Source organism: Halorubrum sp. CBA1125 (assembly GCF_009742825.1).
Classification (GTDB): Archaea; Halobacteriota; Halobacteria; order Halobacteriales; family Haloferacaceae; genus Halorubrum.
The window spans coordinates 1-10,971 of the sequence record NZ_WPCE01000099.1 but is presented as its reverse complement, the minus strand read 5'-3'; the positions used below and the strand labels follow the sequence as shown (position 1 = coordinate 10,971).

The 10,971-nt window shown below is 65.3% G+C and carries 8 protein-coding genes and 2 pseudogenes; 8 read left to right on the top strand and 2 right to left on the bottom strand.

Annotated elements, in window-relative coordinates:
- The 5 genes and pseudogenes from GJ633_RS10020 to acs form a co-directional block, all read left to right on the top strand.
- The coding region (locus tag GJ633_RS10020) for a deoxyribodipyrimidine photo-lyase (protein WP_156588715.1) at positions 1-1,298 on the top strand (1,298 nt) is incomplete at its 5' end.
- Positions 1,299-1,346: 48 nt separating this feature from the next.
- Positions 1,347-2,406: pseudogene (locus GJ633_RS10015) on the top strand (threonine aldolase family protein).
- 146 nt (positions 2,407-2,552) lie between these two features.
- A complete protein-coding gene (locus GJ633_RS10010; RefSeq protein WP_321169009.1) occupies positions 2,553-2,909 on the top strand; it encodes a DUF2209 family protein in 357 nt (118 codons plus the stop codon).
- Entirely contained in the window at positions 2,906-4,255 is a 1,350-nt protein-coding gene (hflX, locus tag GJ633_RS10005) for a GTPase HflX (protein WP_156588714.1), read from the top strand. The genes GJ633_RS10010 and hflX overlap by 4 nt, the downstream gene beginning before the upstream one ends.
- Before the next feature lie 145 nt (positions 4,256-4,400).
- Complete coding sequence (gene acs / locus GJ633_RS10000) at positions 4,401-6,362, top strand: acetate--CoA ligase (protein ID WP_156588713.1); 1,962 nt, start codon at positions 4,401-4,403, stop codon at positions 6,360-6,362.
- A 241-nt stretch (positions 6,363-6,603) separates the two neighbouring features.
- Here acs and GJ633_RS09995 read toward each other — a convergent pair whose 3' ends face one another.
- Both GJ633_RS09995 and GJ633_RS09990 read right to left on the bottom strand, forming a co-directional pair.
- Positions 6,604-8,052, bottom strand: a complete 1,449-nt coding sequence (locus GJ633_RS09995; RefSeq protein ID WP_156588712.1) for a PAS domain S-box protein — start codon at positions 8,050-8,052, stop codon at positions 6,604-6,606.
- Positions 8,053-8,378: 326 nt separating this feature from the next.
- Positions 8,379-9,224, bottom strand: coding sequence for a halocyanin domain-containing protein (locus GJ633_RS09990; RefSeq protein WP_156588711.1), 846 nt, complete (start codon positions 9,222-9,224; stop codon positions 8,379-8,381).
- A gap of 386 nt (positions 9,225-9,610) precedes the next feature.
- Here GJ633_RS09990 and GJ633_RS09985 point away from each other — a divergent pair, with 386 nt between their 5' ends.
- The 3 genes and pseudogenes from GJ633_RS09985 to GJ633_RS09975 form a co-directional block, all read left to right on the top strand.
- Positions 9,611-9,856 carry a DUF2061 domain-containing protein gene (locus GJ633_RS09985; RefSeq protein WP_156588710.1) on the top strand — a complete coding sequence of 82 codons (246 nt, stop codon included), beginning with the start codon at positions 9,611-9,613 and terminating at the stop codon, positions 9,854-9,856.
- The gene (locus GJ633_RS09980) at positions 9,853-10,077 is read left to right on the top strand and encodes a hypothetical protein (RefSeq protein ID WP_156588709.1); all 225 of its coding nucleotides are present in this window, start codon (positions 9,853-9,855) and stop codon (positions 10,075-10,077) included. Before GJ633_RS09985 ends, GJ633_RS09980 begins: the two co-directional genes overlap by 4 nt.
- 171 nt (positions 10,078-10,248) lie before the next feature.
- Positions 10,249-10,971, top strand: a pseudogene (locus GJ633_RS09975) (bacterio-opsin activator); the annotation flags it as partial.

The following is a 10,971-nucleotide window of genomic DNA, read 5'->3' as shown; positions in this document are numbered from 1 at the left end:
TCGACGCCGACCGCGTCGTCTGGAACCGCGACTACTCGGGGCTGGCGCGCGAGCGCGACGCCGCGGTCCGGCAAGCCCTCGACGCGGTCGGGATCGCCCGCGAGGCGCACCACGACGCCGTCCTCCACGAGCCGGACTCGATCCGGACGAACGCGGGCGACCCGTACTCGGTGTACACCTACTACTGGAAGAAGTGGACCGATCGCGAGGCGGACCCGCCGGCGTCGACGCCGGACGCGAGCGTCCTCGCCGACCGAGAGGCGTTGACGGCGAAGGTCGGAGGCGAGAGCGGGGCGGTCGCTGACGCCGGGTCCGACCTCGACGCCGTCGCCGTCGGCGACCTTCCCGCGCCGGCGGACCTCGGGTTTTCCGAGCCCGACGCGGCGGTCGGGCCGGCCGGCACCGCGGCCGCCCGCGAGCGTCTCGACGAGTTCCTCTCGGAGGCGGTGTTCAGCTACGACGCGGATCGCGAGTATCCCGCGCGAGAGGCGACCTCCCGGCTGTCGACGTTCCTGAAGTACGGCGAGATCGGGATACGAGAGGTGTACGCGGCGACCGAGGAGGCGATGGCCGAGGCCGAGGAGCGAGGCGGGGAGGGCGTCGCGGGCGGTGTCGACGAGGGCGACGGTGAGAACGGGAGCGACGATGAGAACGAGGGACCCGCCGCGGCCGTCGAGGAGTACCAGCAACAGCTCGCCTGGCGGGAGTTCTACGCGCAGGTCCTCTTTCACAATCCCGAGGTCGTCACGGCGAACTACAAGGCGTACGAGGAGCCGATTGCGTGGCGCGACGACCCCGAGGAGATCGCGGCGTGGAAGCGCGGCGAGACGGGGTATCCGATCGTCGACGCGGGGATGCGCCAGCTCCGCGAGGAGGCGTTCGTCCACAACCGCGTGCGGATGATCGTCGCCTCCTTCCTGACGAAGGACCTGTTGGCCGACTGGCGGCACGGCTACGCACACTTCTGCGAGCGGCTCGCGGACCACGACACCGCCAACGACAACGGCGGCTGGCAGTGGGCCGCCTCGACGGGCACCGACGCCCAGCCGTACTTCCGGATCTTCAACCCGATGACGCAGGGGGAGCGCTACGACCCGGACGCCGAGTATATAACGGAGTACGTCCCGGAGCTTCGCGGGGTCGACCCCGCAGCCATCCACGGCTGGCACGAGCTGTCGCCGACGCGGCGCGCGAACGCCGCGCCCGAGTATCCGGCACCGATCGTCGACCACGCCGAGCGCCGCGAGGCGGCGCTGGCGATGTACAAACGGGCGCGGGGCGAGGACCCGGACGCGTGACGCCCCGAACGCGAGATATATGTCCGCCGCCGGGAAAGGCGGACGCAAATGTCCGACAACGCCGCCGACGGTGCCGACTACGTCGACCTCCGATCCGACACCGTCACGCGACCATCCGACGCGATGCGCGACGCCGCCCGTGACGCCGAGGTCGGCGACGACGTGTACCGAGACGACCCCACGGTCAACGAGTTAGAGCGCCGCGCCGCCGCGGCGGTCGGCGCCGAGGCCGCCCTCTACGTCCCCTCCGGCACGATGGCCAACCAGATCGCTGTCCACGTGCACACGGATCCCGGACAGGAGCTCCTGCTCGAACGGGAGTCCCACATCTACCGGTGGGAGCTGGCGGGGGCGGCCACGCTCTCCGGCGTCCAGACCCGGACGATCGACGCGGGCGAGCGCTGCGTCCCCGCGCCGGAGTCGGTCGCGTCCGAGCTCGTCGAGGAGGACCTCCACCGCCCCGGCACCGGACTCCTCGCGCTGGAGAACACCCACAACTACCGCGGCGGAACCGCGGTCCGGTCGGACCGGGTCAAAGCGGCGGCCGAGGCGGCCCGTGACGGCGGCGTGCCCGTCCACCTCGACGCGCCCGCGTGTTCACGCCGCGGTCGCGCTCGGCGTCGACGCGGGCGAGATCGTCGACCCGGTCGACAGCGTCGCGTTCTGTCTCTCGAAGGGGCTCGGCGCGCCGGTCGGGTCGATACTCGCCGGCGACGAGGCGTTCGTCGAGCGGGCCCGCCGCGTCCGGAAGCTGTTCGGCGGCGGGATGCGACAGGCCGGGATGATCGCGGCGCCCGCGCTCCTCGCGTTGGAGAACGTCGACCGGCTCGCCGACGACCACGCCAACGCGGAGCGGCTCGCGGCCGGCCTCGACGACCTCCCCGGGGTGCGTGCGCCGGCGCCCGACACCAACATCGTCGTCGCACATACCGAGGGGGCCGGGATCGAGGCCGACGACCTCGTCGCCGCCTGCGACGACGCGGGGGTGGGATGCGTCGCGTTCGACACGTACACGACGCGGTTCACCACGCACCTCGACGTCGACGAGGCCGACGTGACGGCCGCTATCGACCGGATCGGCGACGTGGTCGACGACCTGTCCTCGTAGCCGCGACGAGAACCCGTTTGCGTGGCCGCCGACGGAAACGTTCAATTCGGCCGGCGACGTACTCGCGCGCATGGGCTCGAGAACTGACGGTTCGAGTGCGCGCCGCGGCGCCGAGGTGAACGATTCCCGTCCCTGACGTCGTGGGCGTGGACATCAGCGGCCGCCACGAGGAGGACGGCGAGTACCTGATGGTCGCGGCCGCGGTCCACGCGCGGATCGACTCGGCTCGCATCCGGTCGATCGAGGGAGTGGGCTTCGCCGCCGTCCACGAGGGGCCGACGCTCGACGCGACGCTCGCGCTCGCGGCCGAGGCGGTCGGCGATCTCCCCGCGCCGCCGGACGGACCGATCGTCGCCGAGAGCGGCGAGTTCTACGAGGAGCCGGCCGGTCGGGTGAGCCTGAGCTTCCAGCCCGAGTTTAAATACGTCGAGAGCGTAGGCGAGCGCGAAACAGTGCAGGCAGCACACCACGCCGCGTACGCCGCCCGCGACCTCCTGTTATGACCGGGAGCGGATCGTCGGGCGGAGACGGGACCGAATCGACCGGTGACAACCCCCGGGCCGTCGTCGCCAAGCGCGTCGACGCCGGCGAGGCGGACCTCACCGAGATCCGCCAGCTCGCGGCAGCCGCGGGCTACGACGTCGTCGGCGAGCTCTCACAGACCCGCACCGAGGACGCCGCGTTCATGTTCGGCGAGGGGAAGGTCGCGGAGCTGCGCGAGCTCGTCCGCGAGGTCGACGCCGACGCGGTGATCGTCGACAACGACGTCGGACCGTACCAGACGTTCAACGTCGGCGGAGAGCTCCCCGAGGGCGTCGAGGTGATAGACCGATTCACGCTCATCCTGGAGATCTTCGGCCAGCGCGCCAACACCCGGAAGGCACAGCTCCAGGTCGAACTCGCGCAGCTCCGCTACGAGCTGCCGCGCGCGGAGGCGAAAGCGAGCCTCGCGAAGCGCGACGAGCGCCCCGGATTCATGGGACTCGGCGAGTACGACGAGAGCGTCGAACAGGACATCAAGCGCCAGATCTCGGAGATCCGCGACGAACTCGACGCCATCGCGGACAAGGAGCAGTCTCGACGCGAGCAGCGCCGCGACTCCGGGTTCGACCTCGTCGCGCTCGCGGGGTACACCAACGCCGGCAAGTCGACGCTGATGCGCCGCCTGGCCGCCGAGATCGACGTGGACGAGAACGTCGACCGCCACCCCGACCTCGACGCGACCGCGGAGTCCCAAGACATGCTGTTTACCACGCTCGGGACGACGACGCGTCGCGCCGAGATGGAGAAGCGCGACGTCCTGCTCACGGACACGGTCGGGTTCATCGCGGACCTCCCTCACTGGCTCGTAGAGTCGTTCGAGTCGACGCTCGACTCGGTGTACCGCGCCGACCTCGTGTTGCTGGTCGTCGACGCCAGCGAGCCGGCGGAGTCGATGCGCGAGAAGCTCGTCACGAGCCACGACACGCTCTACGAGCGCAACGAGGCTCCGATCGTCACCGTGTTCAACAAGGTCGACCGCCTGGAACCGGGCGAGCTGGCGGACAAGCGCGCGGCGCTGTCGGGCGTCGCCCCCGATCCGGTGGCCGTCTCGGCGAAGACGGGCGCGGGCGTCGCGGAGCTGCGCGACCGCGTCGAAGCGGAGCTTCCGGAGTGGGAGCGGGAACGGCTCGTCTTGCCCGTCTCCGACGATGCGATGAGCCTCGTCTCGTGGATCCACGACCACGGGTACGTCGACGAGGAGTCGTACGCGAGCGACCAGGTCACCGTCGAGTTCGAGGCGAAGCCGTCGATCGTGGCGCGGGCGCGCTCGAAGGCGTCGGGGCTCGCGCCCGCCGGGTCGACGTAGACTCGGCGTGTCGCCGCCGGGTCGACGTGGGCGTCAGCGCGTCACGCCCGCCGAGTGAGAGTCGACGGTCGAGCGGGCGGGCGGTTCCCGCCGAGCGGCGGCTCGGACAAAGTATACATTCTTCCGTCGATTGAGCGTAGATATCATGGAGGACGCCGGAGTCGACGGCCGGCAGACGGGGGTGATCGCCGACGGGGAGACCGTCGTCGACCCGCCTCGAGACTTTTGCGAACGGGCCGTCGCGAACGACGAGGGGGTGTACGACGCGTTCGAGTCCGAGGGGCCCGCGGCCTGGGAGCGCGCCGCCGCCCTCCTCGACTGGGAGACGGAGTACGATCAGGTGCTCGACGACGGCGACCCGCCCTTCTACGAGTGGTTCACGGGCGGTGAGCTCAACGCCGCGGCCAACTGCGTCGACCGCCACCTCGAGGACCGCCGGAACCAGCTCGCGATCCGGTGGTTCGGCAAGCGGGGCGAGCGCCGGTCGTACACGTACCTCGACCTCCACCGCGAGGTGAACGCGTTCGCGGCCGGGCTCCGGGATCTCGGCGTCGAGGAGGACGACGTCGTCACTCTGTACCTCCCCATGATCCCGGAGCTGCCGATCGCGATGCTGGCCTGTGCCCGGATCGGGGCGCCGCACAACGTCGTCTTCGCCGGGCTCTCCGCGGAGGCGCTCGCGACGCGGATCGACGCGGCCGACTCCTCGTACCTGATCACCTGCGACGGCTACTACCGCCGGGAGGACGCGTTCAACCAGAAGTCGAAGGCGGACAACGCCCGGCTCCGGGCGGACGCCGACCTCGACGCGGCGGTCGTCGTCGACCGCCTCGGAGACGCGCTCGCGGTCTCGCTCGGTTCGGACGAGCACGCCTACGGCGACCTCGTCGACGCGCACGACGGCGAGACGGTCGAGCCGGTCGCCCGCGACGCGACCGACCTGCTGTTCGTGATGTACACCTCCGGAACGACGGGTCGCCCGAAGGGCGTGGAACACGCGACTGGGGGGTACCTCTCGCACGTCGCGTGGACGACCCGGAATGTCCTCGACGTGCGCCCCGACGACACCTACTGGTGTGCCGCCGACATCGGGTGGATCACGGGCCACTCCTACGGCGTCTACGGCCCGCTCGCGCTCGGGACCACGACGGTCCTCTACGAGGGGTCTCCCGACTACCCCGACCGCGAGCGCGTGTGGGACCTGATCGAGCGCAACGCCGTCACCGTCTTCTACACCTCGCCGACCGCGATCCGCTCGTTCATGAAGTGGGGCGCGGAGTACCCGGACGCTCACGACCTCTCGTCGATCCGGCTCCTGGGGACGGTCGGGGAGTCGATCACGCCGAAGGCGTGGCGGTGGTACCGAGAGCACGTCGGCGGCGGCGAGGCGCCCGTGGTCGACACCTGGTGGCAGACCGAGACGGGGGCCATCGCGCTCGCGACGCTGCCGGGGATCACCCCGATGAAGCCGGGGAAGGTGGGCCCGTCGCTGCCCGGGATCGACGCGCGCGTGGTCGACGAGGACGGCGAGCCGGTCGACCCCGGCGAGCCCGGCTACCTCACGATCGACTCGCCGTGGCCCGGGATGCTCCGCGGGCTCCGCGAGGGCGACGAGCGCTACCGGCGCGAGTACTGGATCGAAGGCGAGGACGGCTGGCGGTACCGCACCGGTGACGGGGCGGCCGTCGACGAGGACGGGTACGTCACCATCCTCGGCCGCGTCGACGACGTGATCAACGTCCGCGCCCGGCGGTTCAACACCGCGGAACTGGAGGCGGCGATCGTCGACACCGACGGCGTGACCGAGGCGGCGGTGGTCGGCGACGGCGACGGTCGGATCGTCGCGTACGTCACCACCCGGAGCGACGTGGACCCCGACGACCGCCTCCGGGACGCGATCGCCGACGGACTGGCCGACTCGATCGGGGACGTGGCGCGGCCCGACCGCATCGTGTTCACGCCCGATCTCCCGAAGACCCGCTCCGGGAAGATCATGCGTCGCCTGTTGGAGGACATCGCCCGCGGCGAGGAGTTCGGCGACGTCAGCGCGCTCCGGAACCCCGAGGTCGTCGGGGAGATCGAATCCGCGGTCCGCGAGGACGCGTGAAACGGTGTCATAGAACCGTTCCCACACTCACCAGGGGCTAGTTACCAACCGATGCGTACGGGGATTGTTCAGTTCAGTGTGCAGACAGACCGCTGAGTGTTTGTCACCTCAAAGAGGTGTTCCGACAGCCGTGCGAGATACAGCACGCGTATCGGCCACACAACTTGATCGGTTCTGAAGCTACATGCAGAGGTCGAAAGGGCCCTCAACAGCCTGGAGGTAGAAGCAATATCAACAGCGTCTATTCGATCCTTGGTAGCCGGACGTTAAATATCGAGCCCTCAGGTTCGTTGTCTTCGATCCATACCTCCCCACCATACCCCTCGATCAGGGTTCGGACGAGATACAACCCAATCCCCGATCCCAGGCTGTCGAGGCCTTTCGCACCTTTTCCGAAAAGAGACTCCTTACGCTCGTCCGGAACCCCGGGACCATTGTCTGCGATCTGTACCACCACGTCATCTTCGTTGACTTCAAACGAGATTCTGACGACGGGTTCGTCCTTATCGTTGTGCTGGACAGCGTTGTTCAGAAGATTTCTGACTACAGATTCGAGCAGTTCGTTGCCTACCACGCTCACGTCGGGGATTTCCTCGTCAAGTACAAATTTTGCGTCCGGATACGAGGCACGTCGGAGGTCAAGTTCGTTTTCGATAATCGCACGCAAGGAGGTGGGTCTGACTGGAAATTCCTCTTCGCTCGTTAGTTGCTTAATGTAGTCTTTCGTAATCTCCGTGAGTTCAACTATATGCGTTCCACTGGAGATGATTTTGTCGAGATACTCTTGCTCACTCTCTCCCGCGCGTTCAGCAAGAAGCTCAGCCCACCCCAGGATGATCGCCATATCGTTTCGAATGTCGTGTCTAACGAGTCGATTCAGTGCTTCGAGTTGTGCGTTTAATTCCTTCAATCTCGCTTCTCGGCGCTTTCGCTCAGTAACATCACGAACAGTTACGAGAACCGCCGGTTCGCCTTCATAGTGGATTTGTCCAGCACTTATCTCTGAAACGCGCCGTTCTCCATCCTTCGTGAGGAAGTGCGTCTCGTAACGGTTGGGTGGTCCTTTTTCGCCACTAGTGAATCGTCGTTCGTAGCGTTCCTTAATGAGATCGCGGTCCTCAGGAGCAACGATTTCTAAGAACGACTTACCGATGAGTTCATCCTCATTGTAACCGAGAATCTCCAGACACTGCTCGTTTGCGAAAATAAACTCGCTATCTTGATGGATAGCGATACCATCGTTGCTTTCTTCAACCAAAGTCTGATATTTGTCTCGCTCTTCGGCTAAAGCCTGCTCGTGCTCTTTTAATTCCGTGATATCTCGGAAAAACCAGATTCGTCCGTAATGGGTACCGTCTTCTCCGACGACGGGGCCGGAATAGCGATCAAAGGTACGTCCATCTACGAGTTGAAGTTGGTCCCTGCTTTTCTCGTTCGGGTGTTTGTACAGATATTCTACATGCTCGATAAATTCGCCAGGATGCTCAAGTTTATCGAGGACCCACTCCAGCGCCGGTCTTTCGGCTCCCTCCTGAAGTAATTCCTCTGGGACACCCCACATATCGACGAACCGTTGATTCCACGTGACATACTCGCGGTTGGCGTCTACGACAAGGATGCCATCAATGCTCGTCTCCAGTATCGCTTCGAATAGTGGTTCTCCGAAATCACCACCCTTCCATTCGCTCATATGGTATGTCCCCCACCCAATAACGAAAACCCAGGCGTAATTATTGAGTGGTTAGCTGTTGTCTCACCGTTTATCGCAATGCGCGATTATCACTTACTATATATATTCTCTCATCTCGCAGGGTGTTCTTGACAGGTGTCGAGTAATTCAATAGATCGATCAGTACGTGAGTTCTCTGTACTGAGCAATTGGGGCGTGGAACGCTATCAACAGGTGAGGGCTTCAACAGGGCATTCCATTGTGATAGCCAGCTCTAACGTGTTCTCTATGTGCCATCGAAATACGCAGCGGCACTGGGGCTTTCCCCAGTTTCCATCAGACGTCACTTACTCGACGATAATAGCGCCCCGCTGACCAATAGCCCGATGTGGCTCACAGGCGTAGCGATACACGCCGGTCTCGTTGAACGTGTGCTCGAAGTTGACACCGGATTTGGCGCTGATCGACGCCGTCTCAATATCACCGTCCTCAAAGGCGATATTGTGTGCGCCACCGTCACCGGTCCACCTCCAGCGAACAGTTGTTCCCGCCGAGACTTTCACTGCATGCGGATCGAAGGCCAAGTCTCCACCGTTGCCTTCCGCTCCGGCTGTGATCTCGACGAGCTCGTCGTCCATTTGCTCCGTAATGCTCCCGTCGTATCCATTTGTGTCCACGAGCCACTCGTCAACTGCCGGATACTCACTGGAGGGGGCGGGTTCAACGACGACAACACCTTTCATCCCTGCTTCAGCCTGTGGTTCGCTCACGTACCGATAGGTCCCTGCTGTTTCGAAGGTGTGTTTGAATTTCGTTCCCGACTCACTGACCGCTGTACCACTGTCGAACGTGCCATCGGTAGCAACAACGTTATGCTCCGCGTTGCTATTCGTCCACTCCCACGTTACTGTGGTCTCTGGCTCGACCTTGATCGCAGGGGGAGAGAACGATTTGGATCCTGTAACGTTCAGGTACACTGTTGGTGGGTCATCGAACCGAAAATCGCGGATTTGGGGGATGTGTGGATCGTTCGCGGATGCGAGCCAGTCGTCCAGTGAGTCTTCACCGTCGGCAGTTTCGTCTGGCGTCTCCGTTTCCGCACTCCTCTCCTGGATACTGCTGAGTCCAAGTAGCGTACCGATACCCAGGACTGTACTTGCGCCGAGGAACGTCCGTCGATTGCTGGAGGGCATTGCGTGTGATCATTCAACAACAATCCTGTAAACCCCGTGTGCTATTCCCACTCAGTGGTAATCATCTGCTCTGCGAACAGTGACTCTCGTGTCGATGCCCGGGGTGACAACTCCAATCAATCGGGGAGTGTGTTCCTGTTGGGTTTGCAGAAGAGGGTGCTTGTGATAACGGACGGATGCAGCTGGGAGCTTACTGTTCGTATCGCTCAATCAGCACGGATAGCGAACGGATAGTTCAATCAAAATAGGACGAACGAAATGCTCGGTTAATCGTGTATGACACCTTCACGAGAGCCTGACGAAACCAAACATAGTTATTATATAGATTATTGAAACCGTCAGAACTTACTTATCGCCGGCGTGCGTCACTGCCGATCGGACGCCCCATGCTCTCGGCGCTCGCCTCGCGACCGGCACTCCAGGACCGGAAGCGTGCCCTCGTCAAGACCCTCTGTTACCGGGCGGTCATGGTCGCGATCACGGTCCTCGTCGCGTGGCTCGTCGTCGGCGACGTCAGCGACGCGGTGAACATCGGACTCGTCGCTAACGTGGTGAAGACCGCGACGTACTTCGGGTACGAGCGGCTGTGGGACCGAATCGCGTGGGGCGTGGGCAGCGAGAGCGTCGCTTGACGTCGAGAGAGCAGTGGCGCCGACGCGACGGCGTCCGTCTCGAAGGAGCAACCACGACGACGCGCGGCGCCCATCGGGACCGAGACGACATCCTGCGAGACGGAGACGACGCGCACGACCCGAGCGAGACGCATAACGTAACCGGTGGCGACTACGCCGGTGACGACGCGAACGGCGAACCGCCGCGCGTCACCGACCGCGAGACGCGTCGAGAGGGGTGACCGACGATGGATTTCGCTTTTAATAGTCTTTCCGAAATAGTATCGGCGAGAAACGTGGATACTCGCGACGAGCCACCGAGATCGAATCTGCGATATTCCGGTTTCATCTCGATTCGAGGCCAACGAGTCCGAAACAGTTTTGTTTCGTCTTTCGTAGTAAAGACGAAAGTAATGGACGGGCTCGACGAGCCGGCGTACGAGGCGCTCGTGACCGCCGCCGAGACGTATCGCGCGGTCGTCGTCGTCAGGCTCGCCGGCGAGGCCGGCCTCCGCACCGGCGAAATCACGCGGGTGGCGCCGGTCCACCTCCGCGAGGCGGACGGGAGCCGAGGGATACACCTCCTCGCGGTCCCGTCGGAGACCGACGCGGTACGCGACGAGACGGGCGAGACCGCTGACCCGGCCGGGACTGCCGATCCGGCCGAGACGACCGACCCGGCCGAGGAACCGGTCGATCGCGAGACGGTCGTTCCGGCGTCGCTGGCGGCCGAGCTGCGTCGGTACGCCGACCAGGCCGACCTCGGTCCCCGAGACCCGTTCGTCGGCGTCTCGCCCCGCCGCGTCCAGATGATCGTCCGCGAGACCGCCGAGCGCGCGGGCGACGCGGTCCCCGATCGGGTGACGCCGCGGGACCTCCGGCGCACCTTCGCGCGCCGGCTGCTCGCGGGCCGCGGCGTCGACCCGCACGCCGTCCGGGAGGCCGGCGGCTGGGAGACGCTCGGGACGCTCGACGGGTTCCTCGGGCCGCTGGACGGCGAGGCGATCGCGGCGGCCGTCGGAGGCGAAGCAGCCGGCGGGGAGGACGCCCGTCCGGCCGGCCGCGAACCGACCGCGCTCGCCGGCTTCGAGGCCCTCGTCGACGGCGGCGGGGCGGGGCCGGTCGAGGCCGTTCCG

What these genes read in the sequence shown, in the direction of transcription:
- hflX (WP_156588714.1), top strand. Translation starts at nt 2,906, where the DNA reads ATGACCGGGAGCGGATCGTCGGGCGGAGACGGGACCGAATCGACCGGT.
- GJ633_RS09985 (WP_156588710.1), top strand. Translation starts at nt 9,611, where the DNA reads ATGCTCTCGGCGCTCGCCTCGCGACCGGCACTCCAGGACCGGAAGCGT.
- acs (WP_156588713.1), top strand. Translation starts at nt 4,401, where the DNA reads ATGGAGGACGCCGGAGTCGACGGCCGGCAGACGGGGGTGATCGCCGAC.
- GJ633_RS09995 (WP_156588712.1), bottom strand. Translation starts at nt 8,052, where the DNA reads ATGAGCGAATGGAAGGGTGGTGATTTCGGAGAACCACTATTCGAAGCG.
- GJ633_RS09990 (WP_156588711.1), bottom strand. Translation starts at nt 9,224, where the DNA reads ATGCCCTCCAGCAATCGACGGACGTTCCTCGGCGCAAGTACAGTCCTG.